This is a genomic window from Bremerella cremea (assembly GCF_003335505.1).
Lineage (GTDB): Bacteria > Planctomycetota > Planctomycetia > Pirellulales > Pirellulaceae > Bremerella > Bremerella cremea_A.
Map to the genome: position 1 here is coordinate 497,747 of NZ_QPEX01000046.1, position 21,155 is coordinate 518,901.

21 protein-coding genes and 1 pseudogene are annotated in these 21,155 nt (G+C 55.2%); 14 read left to right on the forward strand and 8 right to left on the reverse strand.

Translation table 11 applies throughout. The annotated features are described in order from the left end of the window. Nucleotide 1 precedes the first annotated feature (1 nt). The 7 genes from DTL42_RS25800 (at nucleotide 2) to DTL42_RS25830 (ending at nucleotide 6,352) form a co-directional block, all read left to right on the forward strand. Nucleotides 2-1,273 (forward strand): hypothetical protein, encoded by a 1,272-nt coding sequence (locus tag DTL42_RS25800; protein WP_114373855.1) that lies wholly within the window; start codon nucleotides 2-4, stop codon nucleotides 1,271-1,273. 50 nt (nucleotides 1,274-1,323) lie between these two features. Further along, complete coding sequence (locus tag DTL42_RS25805; protein ID WP_114373857.1) at nucleotides 1,324-2,124, forward strand: DUF4198 domain-containing protein; 801 nt, start codon at nucleotides 1,324-1,326, stop codon at nucleotides 2,122-2,124. Nucleotides 2,125-2,360: 236 nt separating this feature from the next. After that, complete coding sequence (locus tag DTL42_RS25810) at nucleotides 2,361-2,627, forward strand: hypothetical protein (protein WP_114373860.1); 267 nt, start codon at nucleotides 2,361-2,363, stop codon at nucleotides 2,625-2,627. Between the two features lie 15 nt (nucleotides 2,628-2,642). Next, nucleotides 2,643-3,848: an iron-containing alcohol dehydrogenase gene (locus DTL42_RS25815; protein ID WP_114373863.1), complete on the forward strand. Its 1,206-nt coding sequence runs from the start codon at nucleotides 2,643-2,645 to the stop codon at nucleotides 3,846-3,848. A 231-nt stretch (nucleotides 3,849-4,079) separates the two neighbouring features. Beyond that, a complete protein-coding gene (locus tag DTL42_RS25820) occupies nucleotides 4,080-4,907 on the forward strand; it encodes a sugar phosphate isomerase/epimerase family protein (protein WP_114373866.1) in 828 nt (275 codons plus the stop codon). Between the two features lie 153 nt (nucleotides 4,908-5,060). Further along, nucleotides 5,061-5,855, forward strand: a complete 795-nt coding sequence (locus DTL42_RS25825; RefSeq protein ID WP_114373869.1) for a thymidylate synthase — start codon at nucleotides 5,061-5,063, stop codon at nucleotides 5,853-5,855. Then, nucleotides 5,852-6,352, forward strand: a complete 501-nt coding sequence (locus DTL42_RS25830) for a dihydrofolate reductase (protein WP_114373871.1) — start codon at nucleotides 5,852-5,854, stop codon at nucleotides 6,350-6,352. The genes DTL42_RS25825 and DTL42_RS25830 overlap by 4 nt, the downstream gene beginning before the upstream one ends. A gap of 65 nt (nucleotides 6,353-6,417) precedes the next feature. Here the strand turns inward: DTL42_RS25830 and DTL42_RS25835 are convergent, their stop codons facing one another. Next, on the reverse strand, nucleotides 6,418-7,320 hold the full coding sequence (locus DTL42_RS25835; RefSeq protein WP_234824366.1) for a DNA-methyltransferase: 903 nt from the start codon (nucleotides 7,318-7,320) through the stop codon (nucleotides 6,418-6,420). 227 nt (nucleotides 7,321-7,547) lie between these two features. On the opposite strand from DTL42_RS25835, the gene DTL42_RS25840 reads away from it, so the two are divergent. The 3 genes from DTL42_RS25840 to DTL42_RS25850 all read left to right on the forward strand — a co-directional run bounded on the left by DTL42_RS25840 (nucleotide 7,548) and on the right by DTL42_RS25850 (nucleotide 9,062). Beyond that, nucleotides 7,548-7,928 (forward strand): STAS domain-containing protein, encoded by a 381-nt coding sequence (locus DTL42_RS25840; protein WP_114373874.1) that lies wholly within the window; start codon nucleotides 7,548-7,550, stop codon nucleotides 7,926-7,928. 180 nt (nucleotides 7,929-8,108) lie between these two features. Beyond that, complete coding sequence (locus tag DTL42_RS25845) at nucleotides 8,109-8,486, forward strand: VOC family protein (protein WP_114373878.1); 378 nt, start codon at nucleotides 8,109-8,111, stop codon at nucleotides 8,484-8,486. Nucleotides 8,487-8,546: 60 nt separating this feature from the next. Beyond that, nucleotides 8,547-9,062, forward strand: a complete 516-nt coding sequence (locus DTL42_RS25850) for a YbaN family protein (RefSeq protein WP_114373881.1) — start codon at nucleotides 8,547-8,549, stop codon at nucleotides 9,060-9,062. A gap of 22 nt (nucleotides 9,063-9,084) precedes the next feature. Here the strand turns inward: DTL42_RS25850 and DTL42_RS25855 are convergent, their stop codons facing one another. The 4 genes from DTL42_RS25855 to arsC form a co-directional block, all read right to left on the reverse strand. Then, nucleotides 9,085-9,282, reverse strand: a complete 198-nt coding sequence (locus DTL42_RS25855) for a hypothetical protein (protein WP_114373884.1) — start codon at nucleotides 9,280-9,282, stop codon at nucleotides 9,085-9,087. 1 nt (nucleotide 9,283) lies between these two features. Beyond that, nucleotides 9,284-9,784, reverse strand: coding sequence for a Minf_1886 family protein (locus DTL42_RS25860; protein ID WP_234824367.1), 501 nt, complete (start codon nucleotides 9,782-9,784; stop codon nucleotides 9,284-9,286). 4 nt (nucleotides 9,785-9,788) lie between these two features. Continuing rightward, entirely contained in the window at nucleotides 9,789-10,709 is a 921-nt protein-coding gene (locus tag DTL42_RS25865) for a PSP1 domain-containing protein (protein ID WP_234824368.1), read from the reverse strand. Between the two features lie 198 nt (nucleotides 10,710-10,907). Continuing rightward, the gene (gene arsC / locus DTL42_RS25870; protein ID WP_114373887.1) at nucleotides 10,908-11,249 is read right to left on the reverse strand and encodes an arsenate reductase (glutaredoxin); all 342 of its coding nucleotides are present in this window, start codon (nucleotides 11,247-11,249) and stop codon (nucleotides 10,908-10,910) included. A gap of 321 nt (nucleotides 11,250-11,570) precedes the next feature. Here arsC and trxA point away from each other — a divergent pair, with 321 nt between their 5' ends. Then, on the forward strand, nucleotides 11,571-11,891 hold the full coding sequence (gene trxA, locus DTL42_RS25875; RefSeq protein ID WP_114373889.1) for a thioredoxin: 321 nt from the start codon (nucleotides 11,571-11,573) through the stop codon (nucleotides 11,889-11,891). A 209-nt stretch (nucleotides 11,892-12,100) separates the two neighbouring features. Beyond that, nucleotides 12,101-13,267 (forward strand): hypothetical protein, encoded by a 1,167-nt coding sequence (locus DTL42_RS25880; protein ID WP_114373892.1) that lies wholly within the window; start codon nucleotides 12,101-12,103, stop codon nucleotides 13,265-13,267. Between the two features lie 158 nt (nucleotides 13,268-13,425). On the opposite strand, the gene DTL42_RS26905 is transcribed toward DTL42_RS25880, so the two are convergent. Beyond that, the gene (locus DTL42_RS26905) at nucleotides 13,426-14,280 is read right to left on the reverse strand and encodes a hypothetical protein (protein ID WP_234824369.1); all 855 of its coding nucleotides are present in this window, start codon (nucleotides 14,278-14,280) and stop codon (nucleotides 13,426-13,428) included. A gap of 578 nt (nucleotides 14,281-14,858) precedes the next feature. On the opposite strand from DTL42_RS26905, the gene DTL42_RS25895 reads away from it, so the two are divergent. Further along, the gene (locus tag DTL42_RS25895) at nucleotides 14,859-17,363 is read left to right on the forward strand and encodes a sodium-translocating pyrophosphatase (protein ID WP_114373898.1); all 2,505 of its coding nucleotides are present in this window, start codon (nucleotides 14,859-14,861) and stop codon (nucleotides 17,361-17,363) included. Here the strand turns inward: DTL42_RS25895 and DTL42_RS25900 are convergent. Both DTL42_RS25900 and DTL42_RS25905 read right to left on the reverse strand, forming a co-directional pair. Then, nucleotides 17,360-18,184: a hypothetical protein gene (locus DTL42_RS25900; protein WP_114373901.1), complete on the reverse strand. Its 825-nt coding sequence runs from the start codon at nucleotides 18,182-18,184 to the stop codon at nucleotides 17,360-17,362. The two genes, DTL42_RS25895 and DTL42_RS25900, sit on opposite strands and share 4 nt — an antisense overlap. Before the next feature lie 216 nt (nucleotides 18,185-18,400). Beyond that, nucleotides 18,401-18,727 (reverse strand): annotated as a pseudogene (locus DTL42_RS25905) (ISAs1 family transposase); the annotation flags it as partial. Between the two features lie 264 nt (nucleotides 18,728-18,991). Between DTL42_RS25905 and DTL42_RS25910 the strand changes: the two are divergent. Beyond that, nucleotides 18,992-20,611, forward strand: a complete 1,620-nt coding sequence (locus DTL42_RS25910; RefSeq protein WP_114373903.1) for a hypothetical protein — start codon at nucleotides 18,992-18,994, stop codon at nucleotides 20,609-20,611. Nucleotides 20,612-21,155: the final 544 nt, after the last annotated feature.

The window sequence follows — 21,155 nt, forward strand, 5'->3', positions numbered from 1 at the left end:
CATGACGCGACCACAAAATCAAAGCTCGCCTTGCCGGGGCAGTGGTTGGCTGTCGTTGGTCGTCGTCTGCTTGGTCGTTCGAGGGAGCTTTGCGGCTCCCTTGGACTACGAAGAGGCGCCGATCCATTACTCGCAAGCGACGCCCGAGACCGCCATTTCTCGCTTGCAAACCGAACTCGAATCAGGCCAACGTCAATTGATTTCGTCCGGCGACCAAGGCTATCTGCGTGCCGTCTTGCAGGAACTAGAAGTCCCTGAAAGTTCGCAGATGCTGACGTTTTTAAAAAGCAGTATGCAGCGTCCTTTGATCGAGCCACAAAACCCGCGGGCTCTTTATTTCGGCGACGATGCTTATGTTGGATATGTTCCAGGGGGCATCCTCGAGCTGATTGTGCCGGACCCGCGTTTGGGGCTTGTCTTCTATACCATGGAAGCACACAACGGCCAGCCGATGATTCAACACCAGGTCGCGCGCTGCATGACTTGCCATGCTTCGTCGCGTACTAAACGAATTCCCGGGCTCCAAGCTCGCTCGATGTTTACCGATCCGACCGGGCAACCGGTCATTTCCGCTGGCAGCTTTCGGACCGACCATTCTTCACCGCTAGAAAAGCGCTGGGGGGGCTGGTTTGTTAGTGGGACTCACGGCGAGACAGCGCACCTGGGCAACATGCAATTGCCCGATAGCAAACGTCCCAAGCAGCCGGTTGTTAATACGCACGGTCTCAACGTGACCGACCTGTCAAGTTTGACCGATGTCAGCAAGCACCTAACGCCCCATAGCGATATTGTGGCCTTGCTGGTCTTCGAGCATCAGATCGATGCCCATAACTGGATGGTGCGGGTGAACTACGCTTACCAATTAGGCCAGCACCAGCCAGAAAGCGAATCTTCGCCGCCTAACTGGCAAGCAGAAGCAGATGCGTTGGTGAAACACTTGTTGTTCATCGATGAGAATCCCTTGAAGCAGCCCGTGCAAGGGACCAGTGACTTCGCTTCCGAGTTCGCTCGGCGTGGTCCCTTCGATTCGCAAGGGCGCAGTTTGCGAGAGTTCGATCTCTCGACACGTATCTTCAAATACCCGTGCAGCTACACCATTCATTGTCAGCTTTTTCAGGCTTTACCGGCAGAGGCTCGGCAGTATGTCTTGGGACAAATGCAAACGGCGTTGCAAACTCCGGCAGACTCGCCTTGGAGCGAAAGCCTTTCCCGTTATACCGAGGCCGAACGAACGGCGGCCTTAGCTATGCTGGCCGAGCTAACTCAACCTTAACTCGGCTCTTGAAACTTCCTCAGAATCTTAACTCTAAACAGGATTACCCGATGAAATCACTCATATCGCTCGCCTTGATTTTCACTGCGTTGGCCTCGGTAGCTACGGCACACGATACGTGGGTCGAAACCAACACCAACATCGTCCGCACCGGCGATGCCATCTACACCGACCTGAAGCTCGGCAACCATGGCAATCATCATCGCGATTTCAAACTAGCGAGTAAGATCGGCATGGAAGGTTTGACCTGGACGGTTATCTCTCCCTCTGGCGAAAAGTTCGATGCCCAAAGCGTGGCCGTCGATACCGGCTATGCTCCGAAAGAAGGCTTTTGGAACGCCAAGTACGTGGCCGATAAGCCGGGGCTTTACACCGTGAGTCACACGCTCGACAAGATCGTGAACCACGGCACCGCCATCCGCGCACGCAAGAGCGGCAAAACGTTTTTCATCGTCAGCGATAGCCTTGATCAGGTACCGAGCGACTTGACCGGTTTCGACCAACCACTGGGACATGCGCTGGAACTGGTTCCCATCGAGAACCCAGTCGCCCCGCTAGGGCCAGGCAAGCCGATTACGGTGAAGCTGCTGCTGCATGGTAAGCCGCTGGCCGATACCGTCGTCTCGTTCATTCCGCGACGCGAAACACTGGCAGAGGATTTTGACGAAACGTACGAGCGGAAAACCAACCAGCAAGGCGAAGCCAGCTTCACGCCCAAGAGTGGCGATCAATACCTGGTGGTGGCTCACCTGACCGACGAAGATGCCAAAGGTGAAGACTTCGAGAAAACGGCCTACACCGCCACGCTTACGGTGATTGTGCCTGAGCGTTGCCCCTGCTGCGGCGAGTAACCTGCGAGGCGTCCCTCTCTCCCCTTCCCGAGAGAGGGACGTGCTTCGCCGCTTGCTATTGGGCATTGCGGCAGTGCCTTGCCAGCAGTGATACCACGCCAGAAAATTGCTGGAATTCCTCCCCACGAAAAGCCGATCGCTTTACAGTCTGTGGTGACTCTGTCACGATGAACGTTCGACCGCAACTTCCCTGCGGTCTTATTTGGTTTCTTGAAACAGCAAAAGGAATGCCCCTGATGGCCAAGTCCTACACCAAGCATCAACAAAATATCATCAAGCGGTATTACGACAATAAGGACGCCATCGCGACACAGAAGCTGCAGGAAAACATCACCGAGCTTTACCTGGCCGAAGGGAAGAAGCGAGCCACCGTCTGGAAACGCATTATCGGTCACTTAGAAAAGCTGGAAGTCCCTCAGCAGCAAATCGACCACCTGGTCAAATCAGACGACGCCACCCTGGTTGCGAAGTACCTGGAACGTTTGATGGCCAAAGAGGCGTAAGCGAAAAGACGCATCATGGCCAACTCTTGGAGCTTTTTCTCGGCGGGTCAGTTTACGTTCGGTTGCGGTTCGCGACACGAACTAGGCAAGCACGCCGTGCGGCGCGGCTATCGTAAGGTGTTGATCGTCACCGATTCAACCCTTTCCGGTTTGGGCATGATCCAGCCGCTGCACGACGACCTGAGCGAGCATGGCGTGCAAGTCGAAGTCTTCGACGGCAGCGAGGCTGAGCCTGATTTGTCGATCGCCCAGAATGCCGCCTTCGTGGCGACGACCTTTCAACCGGATGCCATTTTAGGCCTCGGCGGTGGCAGCAATATCGACCTGGCCAAGGTCACCTCGGTGCTGGCCACACACGGTGGCGAACCTCAGGACTACTTCGGTTGGGACAACGTACCAGGCCCGATCACACCAGTAATCGCCCTACCCACGACTGCCGGAACCGGCAGCGAGGTCTCGCAATCGGCCGTCCTGACCGATCGCGCGGCAAACATGAAAGTCAGTATTCTTAGCCAGTTCATGCGACCGGCGCTGGCAATTGTCGACCCAGAACTGACCTTCAGTTGCCCCAAGCAGATCACCGCCGATAGCGGGATCGATGCGTTGACCCATGCGGTCGAAGCGTATCTTTCCAAAGATGCCAAAGAGATTGCCGCCCAACCCGGCGAAGCAATTCCATACAGCGGCTGCACGCCGATTGGCGAATTGATGGCCGAGGAAGCCATTGCCTTGGTCGGGCGGTATCTGCCTGCCGCCGTTCACGAGCCCCACAACCAAGTCGCCCGCGAAAAGATGGCCCTGGCAGCGTCACTCGCCGGGCTGGCGTTTTCCAACTGCGGCGTCGCGGTCGTGCATGCGTTGGAATACCCCATTGGTGGCCGCGTGCATTGCAGCCACGGAGCCGGCAACGGGCTGCTGCTGCCGTACGTTATGCGGTACAACTTGCCTCAGCGAGAAGAAAAGCTGGCCCGCATTGCTCAGCTGTTAAACCCGATTGGCGATCACGGTAGCGATATGGAAGCCGCCTTGGTGGCAATTCGCGAAGTCGAACAACTGAAAAGCTTGATCGGCATTCCTGAGAAGTTGAGCACGCTGGGCGTAACCGAAGCGATGCTGCCGGAGTTCGCCGACAAATCGTTCGCGATTTCCCGGTTAATGAACATCAATCCCCGCACCCCCACGCGTGACGATCTGCTACAAATTCTGCGAGACGCTCTGTGACCTGCCGGTTGTTACCGAAGGGGGATTGGCATAGAACGTAGGGTTCTCATACGAATACGAGTGTTTTGTCCGATCTGAATGGACCGGTGCGATGCTCTGTGTCTGCGTGAGGATACGAAGTGGAGAAGAGCATGCCGACGAAGACGACGGCATGGCACCGGTTACCCCACGCCAATTTTCACCGCTTATCCTAGCTTTCTCTCGCTGAGAGTGGGCGATTTCGAGACGCTTATGTTCCGCTACGCTATCTGCAACGAGACCTATCAAGATTGGCCGTTCAAGAATGCTTTGTCCCACGCCAAAGAAGCTGGGTACAGCGCAATCGAGATCGCTCCATTCACTCTCGCCCAAACGGCTTACGACGTATCGCCCAAGACGCGCGCGAGAATACGCGAAGAAATCGCCGATACCGAGATCGACGTGGTAGGGCTGCATTGGCTGCTGGCCAAGACCGAAGGCTTTTATCTTACCACCCCAGACAACGACGTTCGGAAAAAGACAAGCGACTATTTCTGCGAGCTGGCCCGCCTTTGCCGCGACTTAGGTGGCAGCATCATGGTTCTCGGCAGCCCCCAGCAGCGGAACTTGTTGCCCGGCGTCAGCGAATCGGAAGCAATGCGATTGGCGGCCGACTGTATCCGCCGCGCGATGCCCACCCTAGAGCAATGCGAAGTGACGCTGGCCCTGGAACCCCTCGGCCCCGCCGAAGGGGACTTTTTGAATACGGCCGAGAAGGGGATGGAATTGATGGACCTGATCGATTCGCCGAACTGCAAAATCCATCTCGACGTAAAAGCGATGTCCGCGGAAGAAAAACCGATTCCGCAAATCATTCGCGAAACGGCTCCGCACATCGCCCACTTCCACGCCAACGATCCCAACAAACGTGGGCCAGGCATGGGCGACGTCGATTTTGCCCCGATTTTCCAAACCCTGAAGGAAGTCGGCTACAATGGTTGGGTCTCGGTCGAAGTCTTCGACTACGAGCCCGGCATCGAATCGCTGGTCAAAGACAGCATCGCATACATGCACAAGTGCGAATCGGTGTTGCCTTCGTAGGCGATAGCCAGCCCGCTAGCGATGGTGTCCTGTGTGGATGGGTGCCATGCTCTCGTCTTCGTGAGCATGCGAAGCAGAGCAACGCATGCCCACGAAAATGAAAAGCGGGCACCTGAGTTGTTATTTCCCTAGTTTTGTTCGCAGCCATTTACGATGCAGCAGTATCTCAACTTGATGCGGCGGATTCTTGATGAATGCGCCGAGAAACACGATCGCACCGGCACCGGCACGCTCAGCGTGTTCGGCCATCAAATGCGGTTCGACCTCGCCCAAGGTTTCCCCGCCGTTACCACTAAAAAGCTGCACCTGAGATCGATCATTCACGAACTGTTATGGTTCCTGCAAGGCGATACGAACATTCGTTATCTGCGCGAGAACAAGGTTTCGATCTGGGACGAATGGGCCGACGAAGAAGGCAACCTCGGCCCCGTTTATGGCAAACAGTGGCGCAGCTGGCAAACCCCCAGTGGCCAGTCGGTCGACCAAATAACGCAGTTGGTCGAGCAGATTAAAACCAATCCCGACTCGCGACGGCTCATTGTCTCGGCCTGGAATGTGGCGGACGTTCCCCACATGGCGTTGCCGCCGTGCCACTTGCTGTTTCAATTTTACGTGGCCAACGGAAAGCTCTCGTGCCAGCTGTATCAGCGTAGCGCCGATGTGTTCTTGGGCGTGCCGTTTAACATCGCTTCGTACGCGTTGTTGACGATGATGATCGCCCAGGTCACCGATCTTCAGCTTGGTGACTTTGTTCACACGTTTGGAGATGCCCATCTTTATCTGAATCACCTGGAACAGACCAAGCTGCAACTCTCGCGCGAGCCTCGTCCGTTGCCGACGATGAAGATCAATCCCGAGGTGAAGGACTTGTTCGCGTTTCGGTTCGAAGACTTCGAATTGCAAAACTACGACCCGCATCCCCATATTTCCGCCCCGGTGGCCGTATGAGAATCTCGCTGATTGTCGCGGCCAGCCAAGACTGGGTGATCGGTCGCGAGGGGGACATGCCGTGGCGTTTGTCGCATGATTTGAAACGCTTCAAAAGCCTGACCATGGGGCATCCGATGATCATGGGTCGCAAGACGTACGAATCGATCGGACGCTTGCTGCCAGGCCGCACAACGATTATCGTCACCCGCGATCCCAACTATGCGGTAGAAGGAGCCGTGATCGCCCACAACGTGGCCGATGCCATCGCGGCCTGTCACGCAGCAGACGAAGCGTTTGTGGTTGGCGGAGCGGAAATCTATCAGGCCCTGCTCCCCAAGGTGACACGACTCTATCTCACCAAAGTACAGGCCCTGATTCCCGACGGCGACACGCATTTCCCTGTGCTGAACTTCGCCGAGTGGGAACTCGAATCTTCGGAAGAGATTCCGGCCGACGAGAAGAACCAGTACGCGACCAGTTTCGAAGTGTGGGATCGCCTGCCGACTGCTGGTTGATTTATGCGAAGGTGTAAATGACACCTTTTTCAAGTCTGATTTCAGCTCCGATCTTGAAAACGCTTTTACTCTGCCAGGAAGGTGGACTGCTTCAAGCGTTTTCCCTTGGCTGTGCTGGGGGCGCTGGTCAGGGGGTTTTCGGAACCGACCAGCGCGTCGCCAACCTCGACTTTATCAAGACGTTTGCGAACCTGATTGGCGTAATCTTCCGAGAGTTCGTAGCCCACGAACTCGCGGCCCAGCTTTTTCGCCGTGATCAAGGTCGAGCCACTGCCGGCAAAGGGATCCATCACCACTTCCCCTTCGTTCGAGCAAGTCTTGATGATGCGTCCTAACAGTTGCTCAGGCATTTGGCAGCCATGGAACCCGGCCCGCTCTTTGAAGGTTCCGGCCACGCGGGGGAAGTACCACGTATCTTCCTCGCTGCTGAAGCTTTCTGGGACGTCCTGGGGCCGCAAGATCCAGGTATCGTCAGGAACGCGTCCTTTCGGGTTGGCTCGTTTGTCGCCGTAAACCAACATGCGGGCACTGGGAACGCGGATTTCCTGGTCGTTGAACGTGAACTTCTTGGCGTTCTTGGTGAAATAAAAGATATGGGCGTGGCTGCGGGTGAACTTGCTTTTGCAGTGAACGCCAAAGGTGTAATACCACACCACCCAATTGCGACAATGAAAACCCAGCGTGCGTGTGGCCAGAACCTTGAGCTCTGCTGCGAACTCGTCTCCAATGGCCAACCAAAACGCGCCGTTAGGCTTCAGCACGCGGTGGACCTCTTTCATCCACGCTTCGCTCCAGTCGAGATACTCGTCAACGGTCCGCCGATCGTCGTAAACATCGTACTTATACCCGATGTTAAAAGGAGGATCCGCGAAAGCCAAGTCGATCGAGCCTTCTGGTAATTGTTGCATCTGGGCAATGCAATCGCCGGTCGTAAGTCCAGAAGTGGGGATCTCCATCGGCTTAGTCATACCTGCTTTCCTCCGGCGGTGACAGTTCGCGAAACGAAGCACATTTTACCCCTGTCGGCCCCCTTTCGGCAGCCATCAAAACGCGCAACCCAGCAGAAACACGCTTGAACTTCTGAGAAACCTACCAAGCTTTTGAAATCAGGGAGTTGACCGACCCATTTCGGTAGAGGATGTTAGAAAAAACGCTCCATTTCTCGCGTTGTACTTTTATCTAGAAAAGTCCTCTCATGAATGATGCTCCTACTGACCTGGTTCACCACAACGTAATTGACGAAGTTTTAGTGCTCACACCTCAGGTCGAGCAAATGCGGGAGACCGATGACTGCTATGCGATTCGTGACGGCATGGCCCATTACGCACAAAGCGTCCCTCACCGCTGCTTGGTGATCGACATGAACAAGGTGAACTTCGTCAGCAGTACCGGTATTCTGGCCTTTCTCAATCTTCGCCGCTGCGTGCCCAACCCGGACGAGCGGATCATGTTTTGCAATCTTTCGGAAGATTTAGAGGGCATGTTTCGGATCTGCAAAATGATCTCGGACGACCCAAGCAGCCCGTCACCTTTCCGGCATGCCGATAGCCTTGAGTCGGCCATATCCAGTGCCTAATCTTGCGCTAGCGGCGGTTATTGGTTGCGCCTACCTAAGGTAAGAGAGTTGCGGGAAAGCGTTTTCATTTGTAGCTTTATAGGGAGATCGCTCTATTCTTTCAGGCCCGCTAGAGGTCGTCGTTTCCCGTGAGGACGGCCTTACTCGCCTACGTTTATTTAAGTAAGGCCTCTCACCCTCATGCCCGACCTCCTGCTTGAAGCCATTAACCCTGTGTTGCCCTCGCGCGACGTGAAGAAGTCGATCCAGTTTTATGTCGAAAAGCTGGGCTTCAGCGTATCGTTCCAAGATGCCGACGACCCACGCTATGCCGCAGTGGGGCGCGATCGGATTGAGATTCATCTCCGCTGGCACGATTCGTCCAGTTGGGATCGTGTCGAGCGTCCGAACATTCGTATTGCCGTGTGCGATGTCGAACACTTGTACAGCGTTTTTCAACCGCTGGGCATTTTCGCCTCCGACACCACCCTGCGCGACACGGCGTTCGGAACGCGTGAGTTTGGCTTCTTCGATCCCGATGGCAACTTGCTGACGTTTTATTCCGACCTAGGGGAGTAACAAGAAGCCACCGGTGTCTTCCCTGGTTCTTCCATCCGGAGAGGTCCACTTCAGCCTACGATGACCCATCCTCCGGTACCGTCGATTTCGTGGACAAAACGCTTGCTCTACTTGGGCTGCGCGGGGTTCTTCTTTGGTTTGGCGATTCTCGGGATGATCTTACCGATCGTCCCGGCAACGCCCTTCTTGCTGGTGACCAGCTATTTTCTGGTCCGGTCGTTCCCCAAGCTGAACGACCGGCTGCTCGATTTGCCCTACTTCGGTCCCATTTTGTACGACTGGGAAGTACGGAAGGGGATCAAGACGAGCGTCAAAATTCAGGCCATCGCCACGGTTGTTTTAGGTTGGGGAATTTCGATTTGGCTATTCCCCATTCCGGTCTGGGCGTTGGTGCTGATGGCCGTGCTGGTGGTGATTGGGATTGCGGTGATTTACCGTGTCCCAGAACCGCGCGATCTGGCAGAGGCCCCAGCAGAATCAGCCCTCGACAAGCCGCAGCCAAAATCTCCCGACTCCGAACCCACCTATGCCTCGCCGCAGGAAGTCGACTCGCTTCCCAGAGATTCGCAAACTTGAAGCGACGTTTGTTGGCAAGCTGCTAAGCAATGCCAACCTGTTGCAGAGCCAAGTAAAACAGCAGTGCAATCCACAGCGCCGCGACCACCACCATCGCCACCAGAAACCCTAGATGGGGCTTGGGCGGGTTGTTGGTCGGAAGAAACGTGGGCACCGTATGGGGTTGCTCCGGAGGATGTGATTGCCGCGTTTTCTTCTTCTCTTGCTTGGCCGCCGTCATGTTATGCCGGTCCCGATTCTTCCGAGAATTGAAAGTCGAAATTCTTCACGAACGCATCCTCGAAATCGTATTGATCGTCGAAATCTTCACGTCGATCGGTCTTCGACTTTTTCATCATGTTGATGCTGATCAAGTTGTAAACAATGTCGCCGAAGTCGCTCGTCGTGTGAATGCCCCACGAGTTCAGCACCACTTTGGCCAGCAAACCATACTGCTGTGTGGCGTAGTGCCGAATGGCCTGGCAAAGCATCTGACCGGTCAAGTGGCTTTCGGCTTCTTCTTCCTCTTCCCACCCTTCCACGTCGTCTTCCTCGTCGAAGCACTCTAGGTCGAGGTCTTCGAGATCTTCTTCCTCTTCCTCAGCCAAGTCGTCTTCCGTTTCTTGCTGTTGAAAACGTTGGCCGTACGAAAGGGCTTCGCGAACGAACTGATACGCTTCCATGCGAAAGCGCTGGTCGTCTTTCAAAAGTTGCATGAATGCGGAATAAGTGTCTTCGGACATGCGTTTATTCCTCGCTGACGTCTTGATTGTTAGGGGTGTCGTCGCCTTGATCCTCGCTGCCGGTTTTTTTGTCGCGACGTTTTCCTCGTCGCGAACTTCCTCCGGGGTTGCCGCTACCCCGTTTTAAAACCGTCAGCACTTCGCTGGCATCGATCATGATGTTGCGGTTGTCTTCCATCCGCACCAATAGTTGTCCCGCGAGGATCTCGTGATTCAACACGCGTCCGCGTCCGTTGCCGGTCACGATCTCGCTGCCGATCGGGGGCAAGTCTCGCTGTAATTCTTCGTAGGTATCGTACTCATAACGGAGACAGCATTTCAGCCGCCCGCACCGTCCCGAGATTTTGGTCGGGTCTAGGGTTGCCTTCTGCAGCTTGGCCATCCGCATCGAGACCGGAGGCATTTCGCTCAGGTGCGTGTTGCAACAAACCGGCTTCCCGCAATCGCCAAAATCGGCGAGCAGCTTGGCTTCGTCTCGGACACCAATCTGCCGCATTTCGATTCTGGTTTGCAATTCCGAGGCCAGTGCTTTCACCAGATCTCGGAAGTCGACGCGGGCTTCGGCCAGATAGTAAACGACGACCCGCTCTCCGCCAAATAGATGTTCAATATCCACCAATTGCATCGGCAGATCCATCTCGGAGATGACCCGCCGCACCGTATCGATTTCGCGGCGGATATCCCCGCTCATGTGCTGCGTTTGCTTTTCGTCTTCTTCCGACATGGCGCGCATGATCGAACCGAAGGCCGGATCGCTCAACTGCTTCACCGCCTCGTCGGTTGCCTCGCACAAGATATCACCGACTTCTAAACCACGTTTAGTGCGGATGATGACTTTGTCGTCGCGACCATATTCGTCCTTGGCTCGGGCCGTAAATACGCCCAAAAAACGCATGGCCCCATAGCGAACGATGTACTTCGCCATACTGGTTTTTGTCTTTTTATATTGCGTCGAGACCGCCCGAAAGTGGCCCGACAAGCACAAATGCCCCCCAGGCAGCCCTCAGCGAAACCCCGCCAGCGACGTCCTGGATAGCATGGAATAGTTTGGGAAAACCTTCGAAGTATAACCGGTTTCAGGCTTTCATTGAAATCTGGGGCAACGTTAACCGCTATCGGAAGGTTACGGCAAGATCTCGTCCACATTCTCTGGCGGGCGTCCCAGACGTGCCTGGTTGCCTACCACGACGATCGGTCGCTCGATGATCTTGGGGTTGGCGACCATCTGGGCAATCGTCTCGGCCTCGCTTTCAGGGCGGGGCAAACCGAGTGCGGTACGGTCTTTCTGGCGAACCAGTTGCTCGGCTTTCATGCCCAGCTTTTTGAGCAGTTGCTTCAGCGTTTTCTCGTCGATCGGCTCTTTCAAGTACTCGATCACCTGAGGCTCGATCCCCTGATCGTGCAGCCTGGCCAGGGTTTGACGGCTCTTTGTACAGCGCGGATTGTGATAGATCGTGACCGTCATGATTGATCTTAAACGGGGAATTGAAGGGATTTTAGGCAAATTCGATTCGCGGCAGGCTAACCCTGTGTAACCCTTAACAAGGCTTCTGCATCGTAGATTACAACGATGTGGGTTTGGCACCATCCGCCTCTTGGCGGTTGTCCCAGCCAGCGCAGCCCCCATAATAAAAGGAAGGCCCCCGGCTTGTGAACCTCGCTGGAATCCGCAACTCTATGGAGTCGTAACCGGATTTCGCGCGCCACAGGCGGTTCGGCTGAGCGAAATTTTTTCAGACCACTTAAGAAACGTACACCCATATTCATTTGATCGGGAGTAGCCATCATGGCCAACGTATTTAACGAAGAAAACTTTGATGCAGAAGTCCTTAAATCGAGCGAGCCGGTCCTGGTCGACTTTTGGGCTCCTTGGTGCGGGCCTTGCCGCCAACTGGCTCCCGTGATCGACCAACTAGCCACCGAATACGAAGGTTCGGTCAAAGTCGGCAAAGTCGATACCGACCAAAACCCCAACCTGGCGGTTAAGTACGGGATTCAAAGCATTCCGACGATCATGATTTTCAAGAACGGCGAAGTCGTCAATCAGATGCTGGGCAACCAGCCCAAAGCCAACCTGCAACAAGCTCTCGACGCCGCCAAGGGCTAGTCGACGAGATTCGCTTGAAGCCGAAAACTGCTAGCAAAACGGAGGTTACCCCCTCCGTTTTGTTCTTTGCTAGCCCGATAGTTTTGACAACACCCTGGGCAAATTAATCGCCCTAGCCGTTAAACTCAACTTCTCAGGCGGATCATGCCGATGCGAAGAGATGGCCGCGCGTTTTATCTTCGTCCGCCGACCTCCTGCACTGATTCGCCATGAAGTCTTCTGCCAATCGCCCAATCAACGTAACTCCTCAGCCTCGTGAGCCATCGCCGCACGAGTCGCCGGAGTTACGGATCGATCCGCCGCACGAGACCAATACCGAGTCAACTCATTCCGCCATGCTGGAAGAAGACCAAGGGGTCGACCTTTCCGCCGCCGATCTCGAAACGCTACCCGACTGGCAGCGGCGTCAGATCAACCAACTGGCCCGGCTGTTACGAGATCGTCAAGTTGACCTCGACCGGCGCGAAGCGGAATTGAATGCTCGCCTCGCCAACTTCGAAAGCCAGCAGCGTAGCGCCGCCCTGGCCCAAGCCGAGCAGTTTGACCAAACGCCAACGCCCGAAACCGCTTCCGCGCCTGCGGCTTCCAACCCACTGCGAAGCATTGAAGAAAAGATTCGCTCCTGGCGCCAAAAGTGGCGTGGCGAAGCTGCGGAGACTTCTGCCGAACCACCCATCAACGACGGGGTAACGGTTCGCCTAGAGAAACTGGCCGAGGCTGAATCGCAATTGGCCCACCAATGGGCGCTGCTCAAGAATGCCCGCTCGCTGCAAGACTTGCGCGAGAAAGAGTTTGCTGGTTATGCTCAACAAGTCGAGCGAGAACTAGAGCAAAGCCGCTCCCAACAGCAAAACTGGCTCGAACAAGAGCAAGTCCAGCTAGCACGGCAACTCGAAGACATCGAACGCCGCGAAGCTGATCAGGCCGGTGTCCAGCAGGAATTAGAACTGGCGTTCGCCGAACTGCAAGTCATTCGCGATCAACTGGAATTGGCCTGGGCCGAGATTCGCGTGCGGATACCGTCGGCGCTGCGTCGACGACTCGACCAACAAACCGATCAAGCCGCCGATCACTTCGACAAGGCCAGCCAGGCTCGTCACCAATCGTCAAAGCTAGAAATTCGGCACCTGCTGCACCAGTTGGAACTCGCCAAGCTGGAAATCCAAGAACAACAAGTTCAGCTCGAAGACGACACCCAGCGGCAGTTCACCGAACTGCGTCGTGCCAAACGAGAACTCTCTGACCGCGAATCGCTCGTCCGTGCCCAACTCGCCGAACTACGCCGCGAGCAAGAAACGCTGAACGAAACCAAGCTCGACCTGCTCAAACAGCGCTATCAAGAGCTAAGCCAAGCGATCATCCCCAAAGCCGCTTAGCCAAGTGGTTGCGATTTGAGGCTACTACGCGGCCGTTAAGCCACCATGCGGCCTGTCTAGCAACTTACTTCAGCGCAAAAAAGAGGACGCTCTATCAAGAGCGTCCCCCGAATCGTGCTGATTCATCTTAGGCGAAGTTCGCCAACCGCTGTGGTCGCTTAGTTGCCTTCCGCAACCGGCGAGTAAGAAGACGAGGATTCGTTCTTCTTCTCGCGAGCTTTAGCGACTTCCTTGGCGTACTCAGCTGCTTTGTAGGCAACTTGCAATTCTTGTGGGCTGAAGTACGGGGTGTCAGGACCGATCAAGTGATGGATTCGCTTGTTGGCCAGTTCTTCCCAGCTCATGTCGTTGTTTAGGTGCCAAGCGGCTGCCTGAGCACTTCGTTGATTGATGTCGCCACGACCGAGCAATTGGCACAGTTCAGCCACGCCAGGCTTGGTGGTGTAAGAAGCGATCGGCTTCAATTCGTAAGGAATTTTCGGATTCGGATCTTCCATCCCATGGTCGAGGCAAACGCCTTGGATCTTCAGCTTCTGGACTTTTTCAGGCAAGACGTTGAAGAAACCGCCGCCGCCGCCACCGCGGTTCATACCGCCGCCCATGCCGCCGCCGCCCATGCCGCCGCCCATGCCGCCGCCGCCCATGCCCATGCCTTGGTTACCGCCGCCGCCACCCATGCCGCCGCCCATACCGCCGCCACCCATGCCGCCGCCCATGCCGCCGCCACCCATGCCGCCACCGAAGTTTTGGGCCAAAGGTACACCGGCAAACGCGGCTGGTAATTCGACGCGCATTTTCTTCTTGGTTTTGTTCGTGAAGATCATGGTGCCTCTTTCCGAACTCATCGGAATGAACTTCACCTCGATGTCACCGTTGTCGATCGCCTGGAACATCTCGACCGTTTCTACTTCGTCGGTCGCGTCCTTTGCAATTTCTGCCGCAACTACCGTAGTAGCCGCAATGCCTAGCATGGCCACGCAGCCAACCCATCGTCCAACCATGTGCCATTTCATAAGAAAGATGCTCCTGTGATTCGCACCGAAAGCGAATATCGGCGAATCGATTAACGACTTCGAGATGATTCCAAGACAAGATCCAACGCGGCTTTGCCTATCAATCAGCCAGACGCGGATGCTTCCCCTACCAATAAGTAGGAAACACGACTCTTAAAGCTTAATCGCTGCGAGCAATCAAGCCAACAAATTTGCGCACCGATTATTCCCCTTTCCTCAAGGAATCTCACCTGCCCGTCCAGGGGGGACAGAAGTCAACTTAGGAGGTTTACGGCAATTAACGGCCTTGCTGGCTGGCAATTACCCCTCACTTAGTGGGGCACTCTCGCCGTACGAGCAGAGACATCCAACCGCCCAAAGGGCCGCTAAGCACCATTATCGCAGAAACTAGGGGGACTTACCCTAAACAAATTGACGAATCACCCCTTTATTCTGGTATAACAAGCTCTAATCATGTGGATCAAAGCGGCAGAACTTGCGATCCACAGACATCTTCAGCAGAAATACTTCGGTAGTGGCGCGCCTCCCTCGATTTTCGCACCTCGGATTATTCCGTCGACTTACAAAGGAATGGCACCATGAGTCTCGGCGTCTGGTTGTTGTGGTCGTTCGTCTTCTTGGCTTCGCTGGGGGCCCTGATTCAGGCCTATTTCTTTTTCAAGCAAATGGTCGAGGCCGATCCAGGAAGCGACCGCATGCAAGAGATCGCTGGCTTCGTGCGCCAAGGAGCCAACGCCTATCTCACCCAGCAGTACACCGTCGTCGCGATCTTCTTTGTCGCCATCAGCTTAGTGCTGGCCTTATTGGCGTTTGTGTTTGAAGTGCAAAGTCACTGGGTTCCCTTTGCGTTTATGACGGGAGGGCTCTTCTCAGGCTTGGCCGGGTGGATCGGCATGAAAACGGCCACATTGGCCAGCAACCGCACCGCGGCCGGGGCACAGCGATCGTTGAACCAAGGGCTGCAAATCGCATTTCGCAGTGGCGCCGTGATGGGGCTAACGGTGGTGGGGCTGGGACTGCTCGACATTACTATCTGGTTCGCCGTTTTATATGGCATCTTTCACCTCTCGCTGCTGGAAGTCACCGTCACCATGCTTTGCTTTGGGATGGGCGCCAGTTGTCAGGCATTGTTTGCCCGCGTGGGAGGCGGCATCTTTACCAAAGCGGCCGACGTTGGTGCCGACCTGGTGGGCAAGGTAGAAAAAGGAATCCCCGAAGACGACCCGCGCAACCCGGCCTCGATCGCGGATAACGTCGGAGACAATGTCGGCGACGTCGCTGGCATGGGGGCCGACCTGTACGAAAGCTATTGCGGTAGTATTCTGGCCACCGCCGCGCTAGGCGTAGCCGCATTCGCCTCGCCTGGACTGGCCGCGGCAGCCGGTTACGAAAACATCGCCGACGCCCAGCTTCGCGCGTTGTTCCTGCCAATGCTAGTCGCAGCCACCGGAGCGTTGCTTTCGATCGCTGGCGTTTACCTGGTGCGGACTGAAGAAGACGCCAATCAAAAGAATCTTCTGGCGGCTCTTTCCCGGGGCATTAACGCTTCGACAGTCGCCGTGGCGGTACTCTCAATCGCGATTTGTACGCTGTTGATGCCGGTTGTGCCGGGGACTGCGATTCAGCTTGGCGTGACCATCCCTGGCGTGGCGCTAAGTATCTTAGTCGGCCTGGCAGCTGGCTGGCTGATTGGTAAATGGACCGAGTACGCCACCAGCGACGAATTCACCCCCACCAAAAACCTCGCCGAACAATCCGAGACCGGCCCCGCCACGATCATCATCGGGGGAATCGCCGATGGCATGCTGAGCGTGTGGCCTCCGGTGGTTGTGATTACGATGGCGACCATTGCGGCGTTTGGTTGTGCCAACGGTTGGAACTTCAACGACCCTGGCCTGTTCGCGCTCGGTTTGTACGGCGTCGGCATTGCTGCGGTTGGCATGCTCAGCACGCTGGGGATCACCCTGGCTACAGACGCCTACGGCCCCATCGCCGACAACGCTGGCGGCAACGCCGAAATGTCTGGCCTCGAACCGATCGTGCGAGAACGGACCGATGCCCTCGATAGCCTTGGCAACACCACAGCCGCCACCGGCAAAGGGTTTGCCATCGGTTCTGCAGCGCTAACCGCGCTGGCCTTGATGGCCGCTTACGTGGAGGAAGTACGAGAAGGTTTTCGCCGCTGGGGAGACAGCGTCGCCGCCCAAGTCGAGTACGACACCCCCACCAAAATCAGCCCTGGCTTCGTCGTTTACAAAGAAAACCACGACGGCGAAGATCACGTGCATGGCTACCTGACCATGCCAGGCGACCTACGACACGAAAAGGTCCAAGCGTTATGGAAACAGCTCGGCACCGACGGCCAGCCAGCGCCTATCCCGCCAAGCCTGGTCGAGGTGGTCAGCACCGAGGGTGAGCCGGAACTGATCTTCGCCGGCACCGACAACCAGCTTATCCATGTGCATGCCGCCAGCCTCAACGACTATACCAACTACTACGAAGCGAACGTGATGAACCCGCGCGTGCTGGTAGGGATCTTCATCGGAGCGATGGCCACGTTCGTGTTCTGCGCGCTCACCATGAAAGCGGTCGGCCGGGCTGCCAAGGGGATGGTGGAAGAAGTTCGGCGGCAGTTCCATTTGAAGCCTGGCATTATGGATGGGAGTGAACTGCCTGACTATGCCGCGCCAGTCGCAATTAGTACCAAAGCGGCCCAAATGGAAATGATCGTCCCCTCGCTGCTGGGTTTGATCACGCCCATCGCCGTTGGCTGGCTGCTAGGTGTCGGCGGCGTGCTGGGCTTGTTAGTCGGAGCCTTGACCACCGGTTTCTGCCTGGCGATCTTCATGGCCAACAGCGGCGGAAGCTGGGACAACGCCAAGAAGTACATCGAAGCTGGCCACCACGGCGGCAAAGGCAGCGACGCCCACAAAGCCGCCGTCGTCGGAGACACCGTCGGCGACCCCTTCAAAGATACCAGCGGCCCCAGCCTCAACATCCTGATCAAACTGATGAGCATGGTCAGCGTGGTTGTGGCAGGGTTTGTTGTGCGGTACAGCTTGTTTGCGTTGGGGATCTTTTAGTTCTCTTCATCCTCGGACTTATCTGCCAAGGAGAACTCGATCCAGCCAACCGGTCGGCCGACATTTGGGATCGGACGGGGAGCGACAATCTGTTTCACCAGGACTGCACGTCCGCCGATTGGAAGAACATCCCCGACTTTCACCCACTGCCTGCTTGGCTCCGACGAGGTTTGCTGGTAGGTCCAGCCACCTTGGTCATTGGGTGTGTACGTGTGGGTTGCCGGGATGCGATACAACTTGGCTCGCTCCCATTCATCATCGATTTCTTCCAGATCGATCCACTCGAACTCCTGCTGAGTCCCTTGGGCGGGGCCGCTATCCCAATTCCGAAAGAGAGACGTCAGCGTCTCACGTAAAACGACCGTTCGAGACGTGGCTGCGGGAACCATTTTCGGGGGAACTTGCTTGGTCATGTCGGTCAAGATTACGTCGTCTCCCTGGTAGTTCACCCGGTAAACGTGGTCGAAGTACGGAATCAGGTCGCCATCTTGGGCACTCATGATTTGCCCCTTGCTGGTTCGCCGGATATCACCCGCCGGGAAATGCAGCGAGAGTTCAAAAAGAAATTCGCGTCCCCCAGGACTGGGCTGGCCGAAATTGATTTTTTCGATCTTCTTCAGCGGATGAGGCAGAATGATTCCGACATGCAACGCCTTCTTTCGGGGAAAACGATACGACGCCGGGAATATCCATTTCTCAAGATTCGCCCCCTCGTCCTGTCCGATTGGCGTAGTATCAGATTCGACCTTGGGGGCCGCTTTCATCACGGCAGTCAGGCAGCACAGCCACGCAAGCGAGGTAACAACAATCGCGGATTTCATTCCCTCGCCGTTCCTTTCGCGACAGGTTGCTTTGAGCTACTAAGAAGAATCGCTTGGCAGAGCTTCGAATGGGGGCCAGATCTCCAGCACAGCCATTATAACTGACGGAACACTTATTTTAACTGATCTTTTACCTCTAGCCATGTTCGCCTCGCAGCACACCAGTTTGCGGATACGATTTGCTACGATCAACCTGGCTTCGCAGGACCTACATGGTTGGCCGTCGGTCACCTCCAGCAGCGCGGTGATCCAACTGAGCAAACACTTTTCGAATTCGGCCGGCTTGAGCGCACCAAGAATCGCATTGAAGCGATCGTGCGAAGGAACGCCAGTGCTCATGTCGAGAAACTGCGCCAGCCACTCCTTCTTGTCTTCGGCCCAGTCGGCGATCGCGACAAAATCGTCCGCCCCACCGAGCACCGCACACAGCGACATCGTCACGACGTTGGTTAACGGATAGGTTACCTTCCGCGTCCGCGGATCGGTCAAATCGGCGAAGTGCTGTTGAATGGAAGCGGCGGACGAAGACGAAGAAGCAGACATGCGATAACCTCCCTGCCAAGCAAACCCAGGCCGCGAAACAAACATCGCAAAACGCCTAAGATGCACTTGCCGAATTATCGCAGATTACCCATCATGGCGCAATCGCCGTGGGGTGACCATAGCGGGTGGTCATTTGAGTCTGCACTACAACTCCTAGAAGATGGAACTGAAAACTATGGCATTAAAGTTGTTTATAAGCGTTAATGAGTGCTTGTCGTTTCTTTGTGCTGATAAATTATTCATGTAAAACCAGGGTGACTTCTAATGTCTTTGTTTCGTGACATCGCACTCCCTGCTGTGCTTGCATTTGCATCGATCTCTTTCGCTTCGGCGGATGATTCACTTCAGGCAGATCTGTTATTTACTTATGGAGAGTCTGGACAGCCTTGCCCAAACGTCTTCTATACAGGCGAAACACTTTTCGTCTCACTCCGCTTAACGGGGCTCAAAGATAGTCGCCCATACACGGGACAGATTCAAATAGACGGCATTGTAGTAGATTCGAACAACCAGCAGATACTGAAGACCCAAGGCAAACCGAATTACTATACCCAGGTCTTAGGCGGTGACTCTCTTGAAACAACTTTGGAAATCGACAGTGATCGAAAGGGAATTCCTCCGGGCAACTACACACTTGTTGTTACAATCACTCACCTCTCATCGGGACGTGTAATCGAAGCTAGGAAACCATTCATTTGGAAGGAGCCAAAGTCTTTTTGCAATGCGGAACCTTCATGGTTTCTTGATGTAAATCACGAATTCCCAAGCGGGCCAACGCTCCAACCTGGCAGATTTTACGCGCTTGGTACGCGAGTTATGAATATGTCATTTGACGACCGTACTTTTCGCGTTAGATCAAGAATAGACCTTTATCGCTTCGACTCAAAAACGCTGCTTGGGGGGACTGCTGAAGTAACCCTAACTACGACTGTCCCGGAACAAGAGAGATTACCTGAGAGATTTTGGGACACGACCCTTTTGCAATTCAATAAAGTAGGTCGATTCTCGATTTCTCAAGAGTCCGTTGACCAACCGACTGGCAAGACGACATCGATGAAACTGCCGGTCGATATCTCCGGAACTGGGCAGGATTCGAAGAGCGATAATATCGAACCGTTTATGTTTCTCACCCATGGCAAGTACGGAGTGGCACGGACAACGGACTTTCTGATGGGGGAGGATATTTGGGCTACACTCGGCTTTGCAGATCCCAACCACGGCGGCAGGACCACTCAAGCATCGCATGTATATTTCCTTGACGGACACGGACGTGTCGTTACCGAATTCTCCCTTGGTGAATCTAAAGTCTTAGCTGGCTTTGGCGATCGTTTTTTTCTGGGATACTTACAGTTCGGTGTCAATCCGGATCGCGGACTTGTGGAACCGGTAAGGGAAATTCAACTTCATCTGACGGAGAAAGAAAAAGGAACGAAGACCATTCTATCTGCTCCTATTCGTTTTATGCCTATAGAAGGGCTATCTGCTATAAACCTCCGTGTTTCGCGAGATTCTCACGATAAAGTGGCTGCCGGACAATTCCTTACGGCGGGGCAGCTCTATTATCTGAACTGCGATATCACTAAGTACACGGTCAAAGACTACGCGATCGACATCACGCACAGCGTGAAAGCCTTTACCGAAGATGGCCAGCCGATTGCCGGTACGGAACTGGTCTTAGACCACAAGCGGGCCCTCAGCGTTGCCGAGAAATTGAACGCCCAGCTTCCGCTTACGATGCAGATCTCACTGAATCGACCCGGCAAATTCCTCTTGCGTTCGACCTTCACCGATAATCTCAGCGGCCAAACCTACACCAGCGACATGCCGGTCGAGGTCGTCAGCCCGTTTCAGTTTGTTAAAGAAGAGGCGACAATAGAAAACTAGATAACCAAGGGCAAGTTCACGAAATGTTCGATCTACCACACGCTTAATCGTGGTAGTGCATGACAAATAGCCTTACTAACAAAAGACGCCAGGCCCGAATGGCACGAATTTAATCTCTAACTCATTGTAGCCTCTCGGGTTCTGATCGACTTTCGGGCTGACTGGAGGAGCTTGTACGGTTTCGGGCGGCGTTTGACCTGGCGGGGCTCTTTGCGATTAGGGCGATCGCCTACCGTCAACTTGGCGATCGTTCGCAGCACGCATTCCCACGGTGCAATATAGCGGCCAGAGTGTCGGCGAAGGGAAGCAGCGAACTCCTCGATCGCTTGCAGGCTCCGGTAAAACTCAGCCTGTTCGGACAACGCTGGAATTTGAGTGCCGACGCGATCCTGCTCACCTGGCTTGGGAAGGAAGCTTTCGTTCTTCAAGCCGCCAGCGGCACAGGGTGCCGTCGAAGCCGCCGGTTAACAAGAAACCGTCGTGTATTAGGAACGCGGCGACTCCTTCTTGTTTCGTATCAAGCGTTGTAAGGACTTCGCTTCGT